Source organism: Caballeronia sp. DA-9 (genome assembly GCF_051615025.1).
In the GTDB taxonomy this organism is placed as follows: Bacteria; Pseudomonadota; Gammaproteobacteria; order Burkholderiales; family Burkholderiaceae; genus Caballeronia; species Caballeronia sordidicola.
This window is the reverse complement of sequence record NZ_CP195132.1, coordinates 955,384-975,065: the sequence shown is the minus strand read 5'-3', so window position 1 is coordinate 975,065 and position 19,682 is coordinate 955,384. Positions and strand designations below refer to the sequence as shown.

The following is a 19,682-nucleotide window of genomic DNA, read 5'->3' as shown; positions in this document are numbered from 1 at the left end:
TGCGTTGACCGTCGTGATCCCTTCGATACTTCGAACATCAAAAAGGAATACCGGCAAGGTTCACACTTTAAGGATCAGGACGGTTCGCGTGAATACATAAAAATCGCGGATTCTTGCCTGCTTCTCCAGCCGTCTTTTCATTTACACCGTGGGCAATTCACCGCGCAGACGCCCGTTGTCCGCATTGCCCATCAAGCTTTGAGTGGAAGCCGAATTGCTCGTTTGCACGCCGATGCGCGCGCCCACCAGCCCGCTCATGTCCGCGCCCGAAGGTGCCTGATACAGGCGCAAGCCCATTTCCGGAAGGATGGCCAGCAGGTGATCGAACACGTCGCCCTGGATGCGCTCGTACTGTGTCCATGCGGTGACCGCCGTAAAACAATACACCTCGATGGGAATGCCCTCCGACTGAGGCTCCATCATGCGAACCATCATCGACATGTCCTGCCGGATCTCCGGATGCCGCTGCAGATACGCAAGCCCATACGCGCGAAACGTGCCGATATTCGTCAGCCGCCGCCGGTTGGCCGGTTCGCTCGCGAGTTCGCCCAGGTTCTTGTTGGCCTGGTCGACCTCGAGCTGCTTTTCTTCCAGATAATCGTGCAGCAGGCGAAATTGCTTGAGATGCGCGGTCTCGGTATCGGTGAGAAAACGCACGCACGTGGCGTCGATGCGCAGCGTCCGCTTGATGCGCCGTCCGCCCGATTCGAACATTTGCCGATAGTTGCGGTAGCTCTCCGAAAAGAGCTTGTACGTAGGCACGGTCGTCACCGTGTTGTCCCAGTTCTGCACCTTCACGGTATGCAGCGCGATGTCCTTCACGAAGCCATCGGCGTTGGATTGCGGCATCTCGATCCAGTCGCCAATGCGCAGCATGTCATTCGATGTGAGCTGCGTGCTCGCTACCAGCGACAACAACGTGTCCTTGAAGACGAGCAGCAGGACAGCGGAAAGCGCGCCGAGGCCGGAGAGCATCCACAAGGGCGACCGGTCGATCACGATCGAGAGCACCAGCACGCCGCAGATCAGCGCGAGCGCGAGCTTGCCGATCTGTATATAGCCCTTGATGGAACGCGTCTGCGCCTGCGTGCTCGCCGCATACACGTCCTGCCAGGCGCTCAGGGCGCCGCCCATGGCGAAGAACACGCAGATCCACGCGCCCGCGTGCGCGAGCCGCTCGATCAGGTCGGCAACGTGGCCTATGAAAGGCACCTCGCCAATGCCGATCGCGACCACGGCGAATGGCACCGCGTACCAAAGCTGGTGATAGGCGCGATGCCGGGCGAGCGCTTTGTCCCATGCGTCGTGCTCGGTCAGCACCAGCAGCCGATGCGCGAAGTACAGGACGATCCGCGCGACCACCCACTGCGCAAACAGCGCAGCCAGCACGAGCAACAGCATGCCGAGCGCGAATTGCGCCCAGTGATGCGTAGGATAGTGCTGTTGCAATGTGTCGAGGATGGTGTCGAGAGTCATGCGCAAACAAGGAAGCGAAAGGATGGAACGGACACGGGCCGTGGGGGCGGCGACCTCGTATTGTGCATGAAAGGCGGCGCGGCGCTTGCACGAAACGGTTAAAGCACGCGTCATCAACGGCTTCATCTATTATTACTGCCTTGTGCCACCTCACGCGCGCCAGCTCATGCGAACCGTCAAGCTAGAACACAACGACGACACCGTCCTCGATCCCGCGGATTCCCAACTGGTCGCGCGTGGCTCGCTGCTGCTCGACGGCCACGAATGCGGCACCTGGGAGCAACGCCGCGACGGCATGTGGAGCGCGCGGTTATCGGCATCGGGTGAGACCATCGTGGAAGCGGGCCGTAAGCAGTTGATCGAGCGGCTGGCGCTCATTCCTCTTTAAACCGGTTCCTTCATGTATCTGTCGATTCTGGCTGTAGGCATTGGCGGCGCGCTCGGTTCCCTGTTTCGATGGTTCCTTGGCCTGCGTCTGAACGCCGTCTATCCCAATCTCCCGCTCGGCACGTTCGCGGCGAATGTCATAGCCGGATATGTGATTGGCGTTGCGGTGGCGTGGTTCGCGCGTTTCCCCGACATATCGCTGGAATGGCGGCTTTTCATCATCACCGGTTTGATGGGCGGCCTTTCCACTTTCTCCACGTTCTCGGCGGAAGTCGTCGCGCATTTGCAGCAAGGGCGCTACGGCTGGGCCGCGGGAGAGATCGCGATACACGTGACGGCGTCGGTCGTGATGACCATTTTGGGCATCGCCACGGTGTCTCTCGCGCGCTGAAGTTCACCATGGGCATTGCCATCCGCCGCTACGAAGCCTCTGACCTCGACGCGGTGATCGACGTGTTTCTGCGTGCGATCCGCGAGATTGCGTCGCGCGATTACGATGCGGCCCAGGTCGATGCGTGGGCGCAGGCCGACCGTACTGTGTGGTCCCGGCGGCGTCTGGATCGGCCGACATGGGTTGCGGTCGTCAACGGCCGGATTGCGGGATTCAGCGATCTTGAAGGCAGCGGGCATTTAGACATGCTGTTCGTCCATCCGGACTGTCAGCGGACCGGCGTGGCGAGCGCGCTGCTCGATCAGGTCGAGCGTGAAGCGCGGGCGGGTCATCTCGCCTTCGTCACTACCGACGCCAGCACTACAGCGCGCCCGTTCTTCGAAGCGAATGGTTTTGAAGTCGTCAGGACGCAGGTCGTGGAAGTACGGGGCGCGCGCTTCACCAATTTCCGGATGCAAAAGCGTCTGAATCCGGTATAGACAAGTGCCGTAAAGAATAAGCGGATTTAAAGATTAAGGTGATTCCCGCCTTGTTGCAGTGCCTTTGTTTGTTTAGACTTAGTTGAAACTTGTATAGACAGGATCGCTTAAATGGACGCTGCAACTACAGCATGAGTACGCCCGCGTATCAGGAAATCAAGGATCACATTCTTACGCGCATTCATGCGGGCGAATGGAAGGAGGGCGATCAGGTGCCGTCCGAAAACGAACTCGCACGCGAATTCAAAGTGGCGCGGATGACGGTCAATCGGGCATTGCGCGAACTGACCGCCGAGCAGATCCTCACGCGCGTGCAGGGCGCGGGTACGTTTGTCGCGCAACCTAAATACGCATCCACGCTTGTCGAAATCCGCAGCATTTCCGACGAAATCATCGGGCGCGGCCATGCGCACCGGGCGGAAGTCATGCATCTCGGCGCATCAATACTCGACGAGCGCCTGGCGCTGGAGATGCATCTCACCGAAGGCAGTCCGGTATTTCATTCGCGCGTGCTGCATTTCGAAAACGATCTGCCCATTCAGCTGGAAGAGCGCTGGGTCAATCCTGCGCTTGCGCCGGAATATGCGCGCCAGGATTTCACGCTGATTACCCCGAACCAGTATCTGATGGTCGCCGCGCCATTGCAGCGCGTCGAATACCGGATTGAAGCGGCGCTGCCGGACGAGGCGACGGGTATGGTGTTATCGATGAAAATCGGCGCGCCGTGCCTGATGTTGCATCGTCGGACGTGGTCGCGGGATGCGGTGGCGTCGGTGGCGAATCTCTGGCATCCGGGCGACCGTTATCAGTTCACCGGGCATTTCTGATTTTTGGCGAGGTTTGCCCAAGAAGGGCGGGGATTCTTGTTGAATATGACATTACTGCCATATTCAGATGCTCACGCATGTGAGCCTCAACGAAAAATCGGTTATTTTCGGCAATAATTACTCGAATTAAAGTGATCTTCCTGATTTCATTCGAAACTTCTTCATCATTATTGCGAAACGAACAATGATGTTTCGCGTAAATAAGGGTTTTCCCTCTAGTGCAGGAAGCATAGACTTCATACATCCGAAACGAATTCAGAAATTGCTGATTGAGTTCTGAAACCGTTCCGAGACGACAAACAAAATACTGGAGGTTTCACCATGTTCAAGTCACTTATTCCCGCAGTTGTTATCGTGTCGGCACTCGCCGCACCGACGTTCGCATTCGCTCAAACCAGCGATAACAACGGCTCGGTCACGCGCGCTGAAGTGAAGGCGCAACTGGTTCAACTGGAAAAGGCCGGCTATAACCCGGCGGGCGACCAGATCAACTATCCGGCCAACATCCAGGCTGCTCAGGCGCGTGTGGACGCACAAAACCAGGCAGCAACGTCGTATGGTCCGTCGACGAGCGGCACATCGGCAGCCGGCGTTCGCGGTTCTGCTCCGGTGCAAAACGCTCCCGGCTCGGTTTTCTTCGGTCACTAAGCCGATTGGATCGAACAGCGGTAATTTAGTAAGGCGGCGCGAGGCCCATTCACCGGCTTGACGCACCACATAAAAAAACTCGCCCTCCGCACGAACGCGGCCGGCGAGTTTTTTTTGTTTCTTTTTACTATTCCGGCGACTTCGCGCCGCACGCGCGGATCACGAGCTTGACGACTTCTTCGGTGGCGGTATCGAAGGCTTTCTGCGATAACGCCCGCTTGCCCTTCAGCGCGCGAATCTGCGCATCGAAATCCGCGTAATGCTGGGTGGTCGCCCAGATCATGAACAGCAGGGTTTGCGCGTCCGTTGGCGCGAGCAGTCCGCGCGCGACCCAGCGATCTATCACGACCACGCGTGTGTCGAGCCATGGCTTAACGCGTTCGGTCAGGATGTCCTGCATATGCACTGCGCCGTGAATGATCTCGCTCGCCCATACTTTCGAGCCGAGCGGCCGGCGGCGCGATAACTCCATTTTCGTGCGGACATAACCGCTGATGGCTTCGACCGGGTCATCGCTGGTTTCGAAGGTATCGGCTGCCCGATGCCAGTCATCGAACAAATCTTCCAGCACCCGCCGATACAGCGCAAGCTTGGTCGGAAAGTAGTAATGCAGGTTGGCTTTCGGCAAGCCGGCGCGCTCCGCGATCATCGCCGTACTCGCACCTTCGAGTCCGCGTTCGGCGAATACCGCCTCCGCGCACGCCAGAAGATGCGCTTCATTGGTCTCGCGAATGTGCGCCTTGCGCCGCCGCAATGGAGCGGGCGCCACGTCGTCTTTGGGTGCCCCGGCTGTCGCTTCGTCGTCTCTCATCGTTATCCTCGGATGGCGCTGCGCGCCTCATTCTATTCGGTTTGCCGCCCACGCTGCACAGCGTATTCGCGAGTACGAGCGCGCTCTGCTGCGTCGCAATGGCACGCTTCTCGCTCTGGCTTTCGAACTATCGGAAACCCCGAAAGACATTGATTTGCAAATATTAATCGGCTACAACCTGTCCAGTTGGACAGGATTTGCAAAGCGATCACAACCGGATATTGGACGCTGCTTAAAGACGCGCGCAAGCTGCACAGCAGACGTGCGCAAGCGCCCCAAAAGCCGACGCGCATGCACCAATACGTACCCACATTCGAGCACTACGCCAAGGAGAACGCGACATGAACGCGGTGACTGATTCAGCGCTGGATACATCGATCCGGGTCAACGGCAAGCGCCTGTGGGACAGCCTCATGACGATGGCGAAGATCGGCGCGACGCCCAAGGGCGGCGTGTGCCGCCTCGCCCTCACCGATCTCGACAAGGAAGGCCGCGACCTGATCGTAAGCTGGGCGAAGGAAGCCGGCTGCACGGTGACGGTCGACCAGATGGGCAACGTCTTCATGCGTCGGGCGGGACGTAATCTGGAAGCCGCGCCGGTCGTCACGGGCTCGCATGCGGACTCGCAGCCAACGGGCGGCCGCTTCGATGGCATCTACGGCATTCTTGGCGGTATAGAAGTCATCAGGACACTGAACGATCGCGGCATCGAGACCGAGCATCCGGTGGAAGTCGTGATCTGGACCAACGAGGAAGGCTCGCGCTTCGCGCCCGCCATGGTGGCCTCGGGCGTGTTCGCGGGCGAATTCACGCTGGACTACGGCTTGTCGCGCAAGGACGTGGATGGCAAGACGATTGGCGAGGAGCTGGAGCGCATTGGTTATGCCGGCAGCGAACCTTGCGGCGGCCGTAAGCTTCACGCGGCGTTCGAGTTGCACATTGAACAGGGGCCAATTCTCGAAGCGGAAAACATGACGATTGGCGTAGTCACCGACGCGCAAGGCCAGCGCTGGTACGAGATCACGCTGACGGGACAGGAGGCGCATGCGGGTCCCACGCCCATGCCGCGCCGCCGCGACGCGTTGCTGGGCGCGTCGCGGGTGGTCGAACTTGTGAACCGCATTGGACTGGATCACGCGCCGCTTGCGTGCGCGACAGTCGGCATGATGCAGGTCCATCCGAACTCGCGCAACGTGATCCCCGGGCGGGTGTTTTTCACCGTCGATTTCCGTCATCCGGACGACGCCGTGCTGGCGAAGATGGACGCCGCGTTGCGCGAGGGCGTGGAGAAGATCGCAAGCGGCATCGGGCTGGAAACCGGGCTCGAGCAGATTTTCTACTACGCGCCCATCGCGTTCGATACCGCCTGCGTGGCGTCCGTGCGCGCTGCCGCCGAGCGGTTTGGTTACGCGCATCGCAACATGGTGTCGGGGGCGGGACACGATGCATGTTATTTGTCGAAGGTCGCGCCCACGTCCATGGTCTTCGTGCCGTGTGTCGATGGCATCAGTCACAACGAGATCGAGGATGCGTCGGAGGAATGGATCGAGGCGGGCGCCAACGTGCTGCTTCACGCCATGCTGGGACGCGCCGGTCAATAAGAACCGCGCTCATAAATATCCCCACGTTCAGGAAGGACGCGTATGACCATGAAGCCCTCCGGCGAGCCATTCGGCGAGCCCTTCGGCGACATAGCCTCGAACAGGCTGTCGCAAGAACAACTGGCGTGTGAGTTCTCAGACGTTGCGCCATTGCTGGATGCCACCGCGGCCGCGGCTGCGTCCAGCCGTTGCCACTATTGCTACGACGCGCCTTGCATCAATGCGTGTCCTACGAAGATCGATATTCCCAGCTTTATCCGCAAGATCGGCAACGGCAACCTGAAGGGCGCGGCGCGTGACATTCTGTCGGCCAATCCGCTCGGTGGCATGTGCGCCCGGGTTTGTCCCACGGAAATCCTCTGCGAAGGTGCGTGCGTCCGCAATCATCAGGGTGACAAACCAGTTGCGATCGGCGCGTTGCAACGGCACGCAACCGATTGGGCGATGAGCCGCGGCGAACCGCTCTTCAAACGCGCCGCCGAGACAGGACGTCACGTGGCTGTCGTGGGCGCGGGGCCGGCCGGCCTTGCATGTGCGCACACGCTCGCGCTTGGCGGGCATCGTGTCACCATTTTCGATGCATTGCCCAAGCCTGGCGGCTTGAACGAGTATGGAATCGCCGCATACAAGGTCGTGGAGGACTTCGCGCAGCGTGAAGTCGAATGGCTGTATTCGGTTGGCGGCATTGAAGTGAAAAACGGCGTGATGCTTGGCCGCGACGTCACGCTGGATACGCTTCGCAAGCAGCATGACGCGGTATTCCTCGCCATTGGCCTGGCCGGCGTGCGTGCGCTCGAAGTGGAAGGCGAAATGCTGCATGGGGTGTACAACGCGGTTGATTTCATCGAACAGGTGCGTCAGGCCGATGACCTCGCGAGCGTGCCGGTTGGACGTCGCGTGGTGGTGATCGGCGGCGGCAATACGGCTATTGACGCCGCTGTGCAAAGCCGCAAGCTTGGCGCGCAAACCGTGACCATGGGCTACCGGCGCGGCGTGGAAACAATGGGCGCAACCTGGGCCGAGCGCGAGTTCGCACAGCATAACGGCGTGTCGATCATCACGCACGCGAAGCCCGTGCGTTTATTGAACGCGGGCGATCAGGTGACGGGCGTCGAATTCGAAAACCCGCACGGCGACCGGTTCGTGATCGAGGCCGACATGGTGCTCAAGGCGATCGGGCAAACCCTCGTCTCCGATGCCATGGAAAGCGCCATGCTCACACTCGACGGCAGCCGCATTGCAGTGGACGCCAGCGGCCGCACAACGCTTCCGGACGTCTGGGCAGGAGGCGATTGCGCGGCGCATGACGGTATGGATCTGACGGTGCAGGCCGTGCAGGACGGCAAGCTCGCGGCGCAAGCCATCCATGCGTCCTTTGCAGCGACGGCCATCAAGGCTGCCTAAAAATATCCCACGATAACGGAGCCAGCCCATGGCCGATCTTCGCAGCACGTTTGTTGGCATCACATCGCCGAATCCTTTCTGGCTCGCATCCGCACCGCCCACCGACAAAGCCTACAACGTCAACCGCGCGTTCGAGGCGGGCTGGGGCGGCGTGGTCTGGAAAACGCTGGGCCTCGATCCGCACGTGGTGAACGTGAGTTCGCGTTATGGCGCGGTCCAGTGGAACGGCCAGCGCATCGCGGGGTTGAACAACATCGAGTTGATCACGGACCGTCCGCTCGATATCAACCTGAAAGAAATCAGGGAGGTCAAACGCGACTGGCCGGATCGCGCGCTGATCGTCTCCCTGATGGTGCCGTGCAACGAGCGCGACTGGAAATGGATCCTGCCGCTCGTGGAAGACACGGGCGCCGATGGCGTGGAACTGAATTTCGGCTGTCCACACGGCATGAGCGAGCGCGGCATGGGCGCGGCGGTCGGCCAGGTGCCCGAATACGTGGAAATGGTCACGCGCTGGGTCAAGGAAGGCACGCGGTTGCCATGCATTGTGAAGCTGACGCCGAATATCAGCGATATCCGCACGAGCGCGCGGGCCGCGTACAAGGGCGGGGCGGACGCCGTGTCGCTCATCAATACCATCAATTCGATCGTCGCCGTCGATCTCGACGTCATGGCGCCCATGCCGACAGTCGACGGCAAGGGCACACATGGTGGATACTGCGGCCCGGCTGTAAAACCGATTGCCTTGAACATGGTCGCTGAAATTGCGCGTGATCCTGAAACGCCGGATTTGCCCATCTCGGGAATCGGCGGTATTTCGACGTGGCGCGACGCCGCCGAATTCATGGTGCTGGGCGCGGGCAACGTGCAGGTCTGCACGGCCGCGATGCACTACGGGTTCCGGATCGTCGCCGATCTCGCCGATGGCCTGTCCAACTGGATGGATGAAAAAGGCTACGCCACGCTCGACGATATTCGTGGACGTGCGGTGCAGAATGTCACCGACTGGAAATACCTGAACCTGAAGTACGACATCAAGGCGCGCATCGACCAGGACAAGTGCATTCAATGCGGTCTTTGTCACATCGCTTGCGAAGACACCGCGCATCAGGCGATCATGCGCGAGAAAGACGGCAAGCGCCATTTCGAGGTGATGGATTCCGAATGCGTCGGGTGCAATTTATGCATGCATGTGTGTCCGGTCGAGCAATGCATCACCATGGAACGCGTGGACGCGGGCGGCTATGCGAACTGGACTACACACCCGAACAATCCGGCGCGCGTGGCCGCCGACGTTGAAGAAAGCGTCAAGGCCGCCTAGCGTTCAGAAGTTTTCGATAAACAGCGCTTGTCACCAAACGTCCCCAGACGGCCGACGCCCGAAATGAGTTACAAACCGATCCGGGCGCGGACCGCAACGATCTTGAGGAGATCAACCCGATGAAGCAGACAGCGCATTACGTCGACCCGCAGTTCGCGGCCGGCGCCAGCAGCAGTTTATATAACGACGACCTGGCGCCGACCAGCGCCGCGCAGCGCACCTGGAAGTGGTATCACTTCGCGGCGCTCTGGGTTGGCATGGTGATGAACATTGCGTCGTACATGCTCGCCGCCGGCCTGACCGAAGAGGGCATGTCGCCGTGGCAGGCGGTGATAACCGTGTTGCTCGGCAACATGATCGTGCTCGTTCCCATGCTGCTCGTGGGCCACGCGGGCGCCAAGCACGGCATTCCGTACGCCGTGCTGGTGCGCTCGTCCTTCGGGACGAAGGGCGCGCGACTTCCTGCCTTGCTGCGGGCAATCGTTGCGTGCGGCTGGTACGGCATTCAGACGTGGCTGGGCGGCAGCGCCATCTATACCCTGCTCAATATCCTGGCCGGTAACACGACGCACGGCGCGCCATTGCCCTTTCTCGACATCTCGCTCGGGCAACTCGCGTGTTTCCTGTTCTTCTGGCTGATCCAGCTTTACTTTATCTTGCGTGGTACGGACTCCATCCGCTTCCTTGAAAGCTGGTCCGCGCCGATCAAGATAGTCATGTGCCTCGCGCTCGTATGGTGGGCGACATCGAAGGCGGGCGGTGTGGGCGCCATGCTCGCGCAGCCTTCGCAGTTCGTGGCCGGCGGCAAGAAGGAAGGTTTGTTCTGGGCCACATTCTGGCCGGGACTCACCGCCATGGTCGGTTTCTGGGCCACGCTTGCGCTGAACATTCCCGACTTCACGCGATTCGCGCGCTCGCAAAAAGACCAGATCATCGGGCAATCGATCGGCTTGCCAGCGCCCATGGCGCTGCTGTCCGTGATCTCGGTCGTGGTGACGTCGGCGACGGTGGTGATCTATGGCAAGGCGATCTGGGACCCGATAGATCTCACGAGCCGCATGACGGGCATAGGCGTGGGCGTGGCGCTGATCATCCTGACGCTCGACACCATGAGCTGCAACCTCGCCGCGAATCTCGTGGGCCCCGCGTATGACTTTTCGAGCCTGTGGCCCAGGCGCATTTCGTATCGCGTGGGCGGGATGATCACGGCGTTGATCGCGATTGTGATGATGCCGTGGAAGATTCTCGCGACCACGCAGGGCTATATTTTTACGTGGCTCGTGGGGTATTCCGCGTTGCTCGGACCGGTTGCCGGCATTCTGATGGTCGACTACTTCCTGATCCGCGGAACGCGGCTTGACACGCGCGAACTCTTCGATGAAAACGGCGAGTACAGCTACACCGGAGGATGGAACATGGCGGCCGTGGTCGCGCTGATCGTGGGCGTCCTGCCGAACCTGCCGGGCTTCCTGCATACGGCATTTCCCGCATCGTTTCCCAACGTGCCAGCGTTTTTCAACACGCTCTATACCTACGCGTGGTTCGTGGGACTGGCGCTTGCGTCGATTGTGTATGGCGCATGGATGAAGATGGGCAAGAGCCCGACGGCGCGAGTGGTTCGCGCCTGAGATTTAACGGGATTCAAAACAGGACTTCACAGGAGACAGGCAGATGACGATCCTGATTCGTGGCGGCACGATCATAGACGCCGAGCGCACGTATCGTGCAGACGTGCTGTGCGCAGACTCCAGGGAGGGAGGCACGATCCTGCAGATCGGGCTCGACCTGGATGCGCCGGCGGGCACCGAAACCATCGATGCATCCGGGCAATATGTCATGCCCGGCGGGATCGATCCGCATACCCACATGGAGCTGCCGTTCATGGGAACGACGGCCAGCGACGACTTTTATACCGGCACGGCGGCGGGTCTGTCGGGTGGCACCACGAGCATTATCGACTTCGTGATTCCAAGTCCGAAGCAGCCGCTCATGGAAGCGTTCAGCGAATGGCGCGGCTGGGCGGAAAAGGCATCGGCGGATTATGGCTTTCATGTGGCCGTGACGTGGTGGGACGAGTCGGTGCATCGGGACATGGGCACGCTCGTGCATGAGCATGGCGTGTCCAGCTTCAAGCATTTCATGGCCTACAAGAATGCAATCATGGCCGACGACGAAGTGCTCGTGAACAGCTTCGCCCGCTCGCTGGAACTGGGCGCATTGCCGACCGTGCACGCCGAGAACGGCGAACTGGTCTTTCAGCTTCAGAAGCAGCTGCTTGCGAAAGGCTTCACGGGACCGGAAGCGCATCCGTTGTCGCGGCCGCCCGAAGTCGAGGGCGAGGCGGCCAATCGCGCGATACGGATTGCCCAGGTGCTGGGCGTGCCCATCTACATCGTGCATGTATCGTCGAAAGATGCTGTCGATGTCATCACGCGTGCGCGCAGCGAAGGACAGCGCGTGTTCGCGGAAGTGCTGCCGGGGCATCTGGTCATCGACGAATCCGTGTATAGCGATCCCGACTGGACCCGTGCGGCCGCGCACGTGATGAGTCCGCCGTTTCGGACGAGCGAGCATCGCGAGGCATTGTGGCGCGGCCTGCAGTCCGGGCAACTGCATACCACGGCGACCGATCACTGCGTGTTTTGCGCCTCGCAGAAAGCGATGGGGCGTGAGGATTTCACACGCATTCCTAACGGTTGCGGCGGCGTGGAAGACCGCATGGCGATTCTCTGGCATTACGGTGTGAATCAGGGACGTCTTACGCCAAACGAGTTTGTGCGCGTGACGTCAACCAATGCCGCGCAGATCTTCAATCTGTTCCCGCGCAAGGGCGCGGTGCAAGTGGGCGCCGATGCCGATCTGGTTGTCTGGGACCCGGCCGCGAGCAAGACGATCTCGGTAAAGACGCATCATCAGAAGGTGGACTTCAACGTGTTCGAAGGCTTGACCGTGCTGGGTCTCGCGACGCATACGCTCACGCGTGGCGCGCATGCGTGGGCCGATGGCGACCTGCGTGCCGTCAAGGGCGCGGGGCAATACCTGAAGCGTCCGCCAAACGGCGCTTACTTCGATGCAACGCGGATCGCCAATCACTTGAAGGAGCCGCATCCGATTCATCGCGAAGGGGATAAGGTCGTGAAGGCGGCTTGAGATTCACGAGGGATTCCGGGAGCCGGCGCCTCTGTGCGCCGGCTTTTTCACGCCGTGATTTCATCGTGCGCCGTGACCTTCCGATACGCAGCAACCTTGTTCACGACATACTCGGCGTCGCGCGCCACGCCCGAAAAACGTCCCGAACCCCATGTGTGCAACCACGGCAAGCCAACGAAATAGATGCCGTCGACCGGTGTCACGCCGCGCGTGTGGGCGGGGTAACCACGGCCATTGAAGATGGGCGCGTCGAGCCAACTGAAGTCCGGCGTAAAGCCGATACACCAGACGACTGAACCAATACCGCTCGCCTGAAGGTCCAGCGTGGTGCGTTCTTCAGCAGGCGACCATATGGGTTCGTAGCGCCACCCCGGCGGCGCGTCGATACCGTTCTTTTCGATAAACGAGTCGATTCCCGCGTTGATGCCATTGAATGTCTTGTCGGCGCTGTCGAGATTCTCGGTAAGGTTCGGCGCGAAGTGCAGCACGCCGTCCCGCAAATCCTGCAACCGGCCATACAGTTCCATGCCTTCGGCGGCGAACTTGCGCAGGTCGATATCGCGTCCGCCATCACGGCCGGTCACGTAGTGATTGGTGTTGTCGCGCACGCCTTCGCGCAACGGATGCTGCTCCACGGGCATGTCGTAGTACTTCATGTCTGCAAGCCAGTCGACCACGTCACGGCCCCTGTAGAAGCGTGCGCATCGCGGCGCTTCGCCTACGGCGAGGATCACCTTTCTTCCCGCGAGATGCAGGTCCTCGGCAATTTGCGCGCCCGACTGGCCCGAGCCGACAACAAGCACGGCGCCGCCAGGCAGTGACTGCGGATTTCGATATTCCGACGACTGCACCTGCATGATCGAACGCGGCAGCCGCTCGGCCATGCGCGGCACGATCGGCGTGTGATATCCGCCCGATGCAATCACGATCTGGTCCGCTGTGAACTGCCCCTGACTGGTCGACACGCTGAAGCCGCCTTCGTCATTCCTCACGACCCGCTGAACTTCCGTATGCTCCATCACGGGCGCATCGACGGCCTTGATGAAGCCGTCGAGGTACGCAACGATCTCGTCCTTTTTCATGAAACCATGAGGGTCGTCGCCAGCGTACGGATAACCAGGCAATGCGCATTGCCAGTTCGGCGTGACAAGGCAGAACGCATCCCAGCGTTGCGAGCGCCACGTGTGCGTGATGGTATTTTTTTCCAGCACGAGATGATCGATACCCGCCTGCTTGAGATAGTAGCTCGCGGACAGACCTGCTTGTCCGCCGCCCACTACTATCACGCTGTAGTGCGTCGTGTTCGCTGATAGGTGCGACATGATGCGTCCTCGATAAAAAATGGCGGCGCTCAGACGAGCGCGATGACCTTGACCCGGGCGTCGGGTTCGTCCATGAAACGTTCTGCGTCGACCTCGATTTTCGCGAGCTGGTCCATGGCTGCCGAGCACGCGAAGCCGTACTTCTCACGCACGCGTTCGGACGCGATGTTCAATGCTTCGCGCGCACGCAAGAGGAAGTCATCGACGGGATAATCCTGGCCCGGCGTGAAGAAATCGCTGACGACCTGGGAAGGCGAATAGCAGTTCTCTTCGCTGTTATCGGGCCACTGGATTCGAAAGTGCATGACCGGCATGGCGGGTTCCTGAAGTGTGTTGAGAGTGCGGCTTGCGAGCAAGCTGCCATAGATGTCGAGATGCTTTCGCGCCGACGCTTGCCAGCTCATGCGCGCAAGCAGCGCGGGCACGGCGTGCGTGAAATCGGTCTGATGACGGCCACGGATAACGCGCTCAAGGGCGTCTGCAATCGATGCAGCATCGGTGGGCGTTGCCCAGCAACAGGTTGTGTCGTCGAGATATTCGGTGAACGGCGCAATGCTGGACGCCACCACCGGCGTGCCGCTAGCAAGGGCTTCGAGCACGACGAGGCCGAAGCCTTCGCGTAGCGAAACCATCGCGAGGACATCGGCCCGGCGGAACAGCGCTGGCATGTGCGCGTCGTCAAGTGGTCCTGTTACTGTCACCGCATGGTCGAGGCCAAGCGCTGCTACGCGTTGCATGAAGGCGAGCGCGTAGGCGTTGTGGTCAAGCAGACTTGCACCGCCCGCGATTACAAGTCGGGCTTGCGGGAAGCGTTGGATGAGTTCCGCGAATGCGTCGAGCAGCGTGGCTGTATTCTTGCGGGCTTCAATGCCGCCAACGGCGAGGACAACCGGCGATCCGTGGATATCCAAAGCCGCGTCCTGATGTGTGCGCTGGGCGGAGTAACGTGACAGGTCGACACCATTCGATATCGTGACGGCATCGATTTCGTACGTGTCTCGCATGACGCGTGTCCACATCTCGCTTACGCACAGCACGCGATCCGCGTCTCTCCATGCGCGTGTTTGCCACGTGGCGAGGCGCGGGTTGTCGAAGTGGTCCAGATGGTGAACCGTGCGGATAAAACCCGCTATTGCTCCTTCTTCCCTGAGTTCGGCGAGCGCGTTCCCGCTGATGCTGTCTTGTGCGTGCAACACGTCGAAGCTGCCAGGATCGCAAGCTTTCAAGCTGGCCTTCAAGGCGCGCAGCCGCGCATCCACCATGGCCACCGTGTTCTGCTGCGAGCCTTCGATGGTGGCGAGAATCACCCTGCATGGCGGCTCGCGAAAGAGCGATTCTCCCGGCGCTGCAGGCGCGAAGATCGTGACGTCGTGGCCTGCTTCCACAAGCGCGCTGGCAAGTTCGAGCGCGTGCACCACGCCGCCGCGCGGATTGACCGAATGCGTGGTGAGAGCGACGCGCATTACGTCGTTCCCCCTGACGTTATGAACGCTTCATCCTCGAAGTTCCATAACTGCGCTGTGTCGTCACCATCATGAAGCGAGACCTTGCGCGACGCGTCCACGGTGCCGATTACCGCGCAGGCCAGTTCGCGTTCCTTGAACATCTGTTCGACGCGCGTAACGTTTTCTTCACGCACGGACATCACAAAGCCGAAGCTGGGAAACGCGGTCAGCCATCGCAAGCGCTCGACCCCAGCGGGCGCAGGCAAGCGTGATAGATCAATGCTTGCGCCAACCCGCGAGCATTCCAGCAGCATCAACGCCGTGCCCAAGGCTCCGGCCATGCTGATGTCCTTGGCGGCATCGCAGAGACCGCTTTCTGCAAGTGTGGAAAGGATTTCGAGGTCCGCACGCAAGCGTTCTGCAGGCGCACCCACCGACGCGTTCCAGAATGGATAGGGATCTTCGAAGCGCCCACGCAGATCGATCGCCATCATCAGACGATCGCCGGGCCTCGCGTTGAAACTGGACAGCAATTTCCTGGCGCGTCCAATAATCGATACCGCCAGTTGCACCTGGTCGCCGCGCGTATTGCTATGTCCGCCCACAATGGGCACGCCATATGCCAGCGATGCCGCCGCCATGCCGGCAAGCACATCTTCGGCACGCTGCAAGCCGTCACTCCAGAGCGCATCGACTACGGCAACGGGGTGGCCGCCCATCGCGTAGATGTCGCTGACGTTGACCATCACGCTGCTGTAGCCCGCGAACCACGGCATGTCGCGCACGAAGTCGCTGACCATGCCTTCGATGGCGAACAGCAGGTAGCCGTCGCCGTCGGGAATAGCTGCGCAGTCGTCGCCATTGGCAATGGCCGATGGCAAACCTGAACCGTGCCGCGCGAGCGAGGACATCACGCCGGCTATGTCCGTCTTGTGGCGAAAGCCGCGCGTCTCCCTCAGCGCCGCGACGAGGTCGGCCACGTTCATGCGGCGCTCCGCGAGGACGAATAGTGTGTCACGAAACCGCTCTGGGGCGTGATGCACGGCGGGTAAAAATCGAGGTCTGCGCGCATGAGATGATGCGGCCGTCCGTGCATGAGTTCCTCAGACAACGTGGTCCAGTGCAGCGAATGAAACAAGGGCGCGTTCTGGCTCTGCACGTGCGCGAGGAAGGTCCTGCATCCCAGCGCATGCGCGCTGCTGACTGCAAGCCTGATCAATGTCGCGCCGATCTTCCCGTGGCGCCGGAACGCCGCGTGCACCGCGAGCCGCGAACCGGTCCAGACGTACGGTTCGTCCTCGTGGATCCGCACTGTGCCGACCACCTGTTCCGGCATTCCGCCCACGCAGCTCACAGCCACGAGTAGTTGTGCGCGATCATCTATTTCGTCGCGGTCATCGCCTGGAAAAATCCCTTGCTCGACGCAGAACACCGCGCGGCGCAGCTTGTACGCCTCACGCGCCTCCCACGGCAGCGTGATCCACTTGATCGTGTAGCTGGCGGGCATGTAGAGCCGGGCGAGGTCTTCGGTATCGGCGAGCATGGTTCAGACCTCATAGGACGACAGCGACGAACACGCGCCGCATTTGCCGCAACCCGCCTTGATATCGCCCGAACGCATGCCGCCTGCGGACACCATTGCGCCGAGCGGCTGCAGCACGGACTTCATGAATTCGGGCGAGGGCGCGGGATGATCTTCGAGCGGCGTGCCGCTGATCGGCACGAACGGCACCACGAACGGGTACACGCCAATATCAACGAGTTCACGCGATATCGACAGAATGGCTTCAGCGGTGTCTCCCAGCCCCGCAAGGATGTACGTGCTCACCTGGCCGCGACCGAACACGGCGACAGCCGCCCTGAACGATTCCATGTAGCGCGAGATCGGCACGCTCGCCTTGCCCGGCATGATCTGTTCGCGCAGCGCGGGCGTAACCACTTCGAGGTGCATGCCGAGCGTATCGATACCGCTTGCACGCATGCGCTCGAACCACTTGTCGTCGTCGGGCGGTTCGCATTGCGCCTGGATTGGCAAGTCGACCGCCGCCTTGATTGCAAACGCGCTCTCGCACAGGATCTGTGCGCCGCGATCCTTCGTGGATGGCGTGCCGGTGGTGAGGACCATATGCTTGACGCCGTCGAGCAGGACTGCGGCACGCGCGACTTCCGCCAGTTGCTCCGGCGTCTTGCGCGCGATCGTGCGGCCCGCCGCCAGCGACTGGCCGATCGCGCAGAACTTGCAGGTCTTCTTTCGGCTCTCGTAACGGATGCAGGTCTGCAGGACCGTTGTCGCGAGCACGTCGGACCCGTGCAAGGTCGCGATGTGCGAGTAGGGCACGCCGTCGAAGGTTTGCATTGCGTAGAAACGTGGCGCCTTCGGGAAGCTGATATTCGCGATAGGAATGGCGCCACGCAGCAACGCGCTGCTGCCGCTTGCATCCGGCGCGGACGCGACGAACGGCGAACGCCATGCCGTGCTGGTATGCACCGGCACCATGATCGTCACCCCGTCGATGGTCACCGCCTTGTGGTCCGACGGCCCCGCGCCGCCGCGCCGGCTCGCCACGCTGACGCCCGCGCCAGGATCGGCAAGACGCAAGCCTGCCGATTGCAGTTCAGTCATCAATTGCCGGCTCGTGGCCGACAGTGTCTCGCTCGCGTTCGCGTTCAAGATGCAATCCCCCGGTTGAAGGTGAGAAGCTGTTCATGGGAGCCGACGTAACGGCGGGCCGGTCGTTGATCGCAAGGCTCAGTAATTCAGGCCGGGCGTAGTGGCCGACCGAATCCATCATGCGTTTGCGTTTGGTGATGAGGGACATGTCCAGGTCGGCGATCACCAGACCTTCGCCTTCGCGCAACGGCGGCGCGAGGTGCTGGCCTTCCGGCGAGATGATGGCGGTGTTGCAGCCGCCGCGAAGGGCTTTCTGCAAACCAGGCTCGCTCGTGATGAACTCGATCTGCGATTCGGTTAGCCATCCTGTTGAATTGATCACGAAGCAGCCGGATTCTAGCGCGTGGTGCCGGATGGTCACCTCGATCTGTTCACCGAAGATGGGACCGACGAGCGAGCCGGGAAACTGGCTGCAATGAATCTCTTCGTGCTGCGTCATCAGCGCGTAGCGCGCGAGCGGGTTGTAGTGCTCCCAGCACGCGAGCGCGCCCACTCTCCCGATACTCGTTTGCGCCACCTTCAGGCCCGCCGCGTCGCCCATGCCCCAGATCATTCGCTCGTGAAACGTGGGCGTGATCTTGCGGCGCTTGAGAAGCAGCTCGCCGGTTGTGTCGAAGATGAGTTGCGCGTTGTAGAGGCTCCCATGATCGCGCTCGTTCACACCGAGCACGACGACCATGCCGTGCCGGCGGGCCCGGTCGGACACCGCGTGCGTAACCGGGCCCGGCACCGTGACGGCTTCGTCGTAGAGCCGCATATGCTCGGCTCCCGACGCAACCGGCGTCCGCACGAATGAGAAGTACGGGTAGTAGGGCAAGAAGGTCTCGGGGAAGACAATCAACTGCACGCCCTGGCGCGCGGCGTCGTCCAGTGTTGCGAGGACTTTCTCGAGCGTGCCGCCGGGCCGCTCCAGATCCGGTGCGATCTGGACCGCAGCGGCACGGACGATTCTCTTGTCGGGCATGGTCATTCCGTGGTCGTGAGTTGCAAACGATGTCAGACGGTCCACGTATTGATGATCAACGCGCCGTCTTTTCTATGCAGCAACTGGATGTCGAGCACGTCGAGCGGGCTGATGGGCTTGATGCCTTCGATCAGCGACGCCTCGCCCTGGCCATAAAGCGCCTGCAACGCGAAGCGGCATGCGTAGACCTTGCCGCCTTCTTCCATGAACTTCTGGATCTGCTTGTTGAAGTTCAGATGGCCGGGGAATGCTTCGTCGCCGAGCGTGGGAAAGCCGCGTTGCAGCCCGAGCGTCACGCCGGGACCGTAGAGCAGCACCGATGTCTCGAAGCCCTTGCGCAAGAGTCGGGTGGCCTGCAGCAGATTCACAAAGCCGATGGAACCTTCGAAAGCGACGGTATGAAACGTCACCAGCGCCTTTTCGCCTGGAGCGGCCTTTACGTCTTCAAATACCTTCTCTTCATAGTCGACAAGATAATCGCCTTTCTTGTGCATCGGGATATTGACGGCAGGCATTCTAATCTCCATTAAATAGACGATTTAATACATCGATAATCATGGGTATCCGGTTTTTTAATCGATACCCGACAGACGGCTTGCAAGGAAGCTAAATGCAACGGGCATGCCATTGAGTCGCTGTGTTAATGCGATCAATACACGATCATTCAGACAATCAGGACTCGGCCGGGGTGCAAATTTTTTCGGAGCGCGCGCTGGAACCCTTGCAGGGCATGGATCGAGCGCCGGAGGCGCGTTCCAGGCGCACCAATACGGGCTGAATTTCAT

Annotated in this window: 19 protein-coding genes and 1 pseudogene; 10 read left to right on the top strand and 10 right to left on the bottom strand. The window is 60.8% G+C overall.

Going from position 1 to position 19,682, the window contains the following annotated elements:
* Positions 1-141: 141 nt before the first annotated feature.
* Positions 142-1,476: a mechanosensitive ion channel family protein gene (locus ACRWA7_RS10575; protein WP_060856757.1), complete on the bottom strand. Its 1,335-nt coding sequence runs from the start codon at positions 1,474-1,476 to the stop codon at positions 142-144.
* 85 nt (positions 1,477-1,561) lie between these two features.
* On the opposite strand from ACRWA7_RS10575, the gene ACRWA7_RS10570 reads away from it, so the two are divergent.
* The 5 genes from ACRWA7_RS10570 (at position 1,562) to ACRWA7_RS10550 (ending at position 4,208) form a co-directional block, all read left to right on the top strand.
* Positions 1,562-1,864 (top strand): hypothetical protein, encoded by a 303-nt coding sequence (locus ACRWA7_RS10570; protein ID WP_438392596.1) that lies wholly within the window; start codon positions 1,562-1,564, stop codon positions 1,862-1,864.
* Between the two features lie 12 nt (positions 1,865-1,876).
* On the top strand, positions 1,877-2,254 hold the full coding sequence (crcB, locus tag ACRWA7_RS10565) for a fluoride efflux transporter CrcB (protein ID WP_060856717.1): 378 nt from the start codon (positions 1,877-1,879) through the stop codon (positions 2,252-2,254).
* 8 nt (positions 2,255-2,262) lie between these two features.
* On the top strand, positions 2,263-2,733 hold the full coding sequence (locus ACRWA7_RS10560) for a GNAT family N-acetyltransferase (RefSeq protein WP_438392595.1): 471 nt from the start codon (positions 2,263-2,265) through the stop codon (positions 2,731-2,733).
* 131 nt (positions 2,734-2,864) lie between these two features.
* Entirely contained in the window at positions 2,865-3,560 is a 696-nt protein-coding gene (gene hutC / locus ACRWA7_RS10555; RefSeq protein ID WP_438392594.1) for a histidine utilization repressor, read from the top strand.
* 321 nt (positions 3,561-3,881) lie between these two features.
* Entirely contained in the window at positions 3,882-4,208 is a 327-nt protein-coding gene (locus tag ACRWA7_RS10550; protein WP_438392593.1) for a DUF4148 domain-containing protein, read from the top strand.
* Positions 4,209-4,335: 127 nt separating this feature from the next.
* On the opposite strand, the gene ACRWA7_RS10545 is transcribed toward ACRWA7_RS10550, so the two are convergent.
* The gene (locus tag ACRWA7_RS10545) at positions 4,336-5,019 is read right to left on the bottom strand and encodes a TetR/AcrR family transcriptional regulator (protein ID WP_060856756.1); all 684 of its coding nucleotides are present in this window, start codon (positions 5,017-5,019) and stop codon (positions 4,336-4,338) included.
* 341 nt (positions 5,020-5,360) lie between these two features.
* On the opposite strand from ACRWA7_RS10545, the gene ACRWA7_RS10540 reads away from it, so the two are divergent.
* From ACRWA7_RS10540 to hydA, 5 genes are all read left to right on the top strand, one after another.
* On the top strand, positions 5,361-6,620 hold the full coding sequence (locus ACRWA7_RS10540; RefSeq protein WP_438392592.1) for a Zn-dependent hydrolase: 1,260 nt from the start codon (positions 5,361-5,363) through the stop codon (positions 6,618-6,620).
* Positions 6,621-6,662: 42 nt separating this feature from the next.
* On the top strand, positions 6,663-8,024 hold the full coding sequence (locus tag ACRWA7_RS10535) for an NAD(P)-dependent oxidoreductase (RefSeq protein ID WP_438392591.1): 1,362 nt from the start codon (positions 6,663-6,665) through the stop codon (positions 8,022-8,024).
* A 28-nt stretch (positions 8,025-8,052) separates the two neighbouring features.
* Positions 8,053-9,345 (top strand): NAD-dependent dihydropyrimidine dehydrogenase subunit PreA, encoded by a 1,293-nt coding sequence (gene preA, locus ACRWA7_RS10530; protein WP_438392590.1) that lies wholly within the window; start codon positions 8,053-8,055, stop codon positions 9,343-9,345.
* A gap of 119 nt (positions 9,346-9,464) precedes the next feature.
* Complete coding sequence (locus ACRWA7_RS10525) at positions 9,465-10,973, top strand: NCS1 family nucleobase:cation symporter-1 (protein ID WP_438392589.1); 1,509 nt, start codon at positions 9,465-9,467, stop codon at positions 10,971-10,973.
* 43 nt (positions 10,974-11,016) lie between these two features.
* Positions 11,017-12,495, top strand: coding sequence for a dihydropyrimidinase (gene hydA, locus ACRWA7_RS10520; protein ID WP_438392588.1), 1,479 nt, complete (start codon positions 11,017-11,019; stop codon positions 12,493-12,495).
* A 47-nt stretch (positions 12,496-12,542) separates the two neighbouring features.
* Here hydA and ACRWA7_RS10515 read toward each other — a convergent pair whose 3' ends face one another.
* The 8 genes and pseudogenes from ACRWA7_RS10515 to ACRWA7_RS10480 all read right to left on the bottom strand — a co-directional run bounded on the left by ACRWA7_RS10515 (position 12,543) and on the right by ACRWA7_RS10480 (position 19,412).
* Positions 12,543-13,817, bottom strand: a complete 1,275-nt coding sequence (locus ACRWA7_RS10515; RefSeq protein ID WP_438392587.1) for an MSMEG_0569 family flavin-dependent oxidoreductase — start codon at positions 13,815-13,817, stop codon at positions 12,543-12,545.
* Between the two features lie 29 nt (positions 13,818-13,846).
* Positions 13,847-14,131, bottom strand: coding sequence for an MSMEG_0570 family nitrogen starvation response protein (locus ACRWA7_RS10510; RefSeq protein WP_167353927.1), 285 nt, complete (start codon positions 14,129-14,131; stop codon positions 13,847-13,849).
* A gap of 27 nt (positions 14,132-14,158) precedes the next feature.
* A pseudogene (locus ACRWA7_RS10505) lies at positions 14,159-15,280 on the bottom strand (MSMEG_0565 family glycosyltransferase); the annotation flags it as partial.
* Positions 15,280-16,248 carry a sll0787 family AIR synthase-like protein gene (locus tag ACRWA7_RS10500; RefSeq protein ID WP_438392586.1) on the bottom strand — a complete coding sequence of 323 codons (969 nt, stop codon included), beginning with the start codon at positions 16,246-16,248 and terminating at the stop codon, positions 15,280-15,282. The pseudogene ACRWA7_RS10505 and the gene ACRWA7_RS10500, both read right to left, overlap by 1 nt.
* Positions 16,245-16,805 (bottom strand): MSMEG_0567/Sll0786 family nitrogen starvation N-acetyltransferase, encoded by a 561-nt coding sequence (locus tag ACRWA7_RS10495; RefSeq protein ID WP_438392585.1) that lies wholly within the window; start codon positions 16,803-16,805, stop codon positions 16,245-16,247. The genes ACRWA7_RS10500 and ACRWA7_RS10495 overlap by 4 nt, the downstream gene beginning before the upstream one ends.
* A gap of 3 nt (positions 16,806-16,808) precedes the next feature.
* The gene (locus tag ACRWA7_RS10490) at positions 16,809-17,885 is read right to left on the bottom strand and encodes an MSMEG_0568 family radical SAM protein (RefSeq protein ID WP_438392584.1); all 1,077 of its coding nucleotides are present in this window, start codon (positions 17,883-17,885) and stop codon (positions 16,809-16,811) included.
* Complete coding sequence (locus ACRWA7_RS10485; protein WP_438392583.1) at positions 17,878-18,897, bottom strand: Nit6803 family nitrilase; 1,020 nt, start codon at positions 18,895-18,897, stop codon at positions 17,878-17,880. The genes ACRWA7_RS10490 and ACRWA7_RS10485 overlap by 8 nt, the downstream gene beginning before the upstream one ends.
* A gap of 32 nt (positions 18,898-18,929) precedes the next feature.
* Positions 18,930-19,412 (bottom strand): MSMEG_0572/Sll0783 family nitrogen starvation response protein, encoded by a 483-nt coding sequence (locus tag ACRWA7_RS10480; RefSeq protein ID WP_056365868.1) that lies wholly within the window; start codon positions 19,410-19,412, stop codon positions 18,930-18,932.
* Positions 19,413-19,682 lie beyond the last annotated feature (270 nt).

Excerpts from the sequence above, each read along its gene's own strand:
- ACRWA7_RS10485 (WP_438392583.1), bottom strand. The coding sequence starts at position 18,897 with ATGCCCGACAAGAGAATCGTCCGTGCCGCTGCGGTCCAGATCGCACCG.
- ACRWA7_RS10550 (WP_438392593.1), top strand. The coding sequence starts at position 3,882 with ATGTTCAAGTCACTTATTCCCGCAGTTGTTATCGTGTCGGCACTCGCC.
- ACRWA7_RS10535 (WP_438392591.1), top strand. The coding sequence starts at position 6,663 with ATGACCATGAAGCCCTCCGGCGAGCCATTCGGCGAGCCCTTCGGCGAC.
- ACRWA7_RS10545 (WP_060856756.1), bottom strand. The coding sequence starts at position 5,019 with ATGAGAGACGACGAAGCGACAGCCGGGGCACCCAAAGACGACGTGGCG.
- ACRWA7_RS10525 (WP_438392589.1), top strand. The coding sequence starts at position 9,465 with ATGAAGCAGACAGCGCATTACGTCGACCCGCAGTTCGCGGCCGGCGCC.
- hydA (WP_438392588.1), top strand. The coding sequence starts at position 11,017 with ATGACGATCCTGATTCGTGGCGGCACGATCATAGACGCCGAGCGCACG.
- ACRWA7_RS10515 (WP_438392587.1), bottom strand. The coding sequence starts at position 13,817 with ATGTCGCACCTATCAGCGAACACGACGCACTACAGCGTGATAGTAGTG.
- hutC (WP_438392594.1), top strand. The coding sequence starts at position 2,865 with ATGAGTACGCCCGCGTATCAGGAAATCAAGGATCACATTCTTACGCGC.
- ACRWA7_RS10575 (WP_060856757.1), bottom strand. The coding sequence starts at position 1,476 with ATGACTCTCGACACCATCCTCGACACATTGCAACAGCACTATCCTACG.
- ACRWA7_RS10480 (WP_056365868.1), bottom strand. The coding sequence starts at position 19,412 with ATGCCTGCCGTCAATATCCCGATGCACAAGAAAGGCGATTATCTTGTC.
- ACRWA7_RS10495 (WP_438392585.1), bottom strand. The coding sequence starts at position 16,805 with ATGCTCGCCGATACCGAAGACCTCGCCCGGCTCTACATGCCCGCCAGC.
- ACRWA7_RS10490 (WP_438392584.1), bottom strand. The coding sequence starts at position 17,885 with ATGACTGAACTGCAATCGGCAGGCTTGCGTCTTGCCGATCCTGGCGCG.
- ACRWA7_RS10500 (WP_438392586.1), bottom strand. The coding sequence starts at position 16,248 with ATGAACGTGGCCGACCTCGTCGCGGCGCTGAGGGAGACGCGCGGCTTT.
- crcB (WP_060856717.1), top strand. The coding sequence starts at position 1,877 with ATGTATCTGTCGATTCTGGCTGTAGGCATTGGCGGCGCGCTCGGTTCC.
- ACRWA7_RS10510 (WP_167353927.1), bottom strand. The coding sequence starts at position 14,131 with ATGCCGGTCATGCACTTTCGAATCCAGTGGCCCGATAACAGCGAAGAG.
- ACRWA7_RS10540 (WP_438392592.1), top strand. The coding sequence starts at position 5,361 with ATGAACGCGGTGACTGATTCAGCGCTGGATACATCGATCCGGGTCAAC.
- ACRWA7_RS10560 (WP_438392595.1), top strand. The coding sequence starts at position 2,263 with ATGGGCATTGCCATCCGCCGCTACGAAGCCTCTGACCTCGACGCGGTG.
- preA (WP_438392590.1), top strand. The coding sequence starts at position 8,053 with ATGGCCGATCTTCGCAGCACGTTTGTTGGCATCACATCGCCGAATCCT.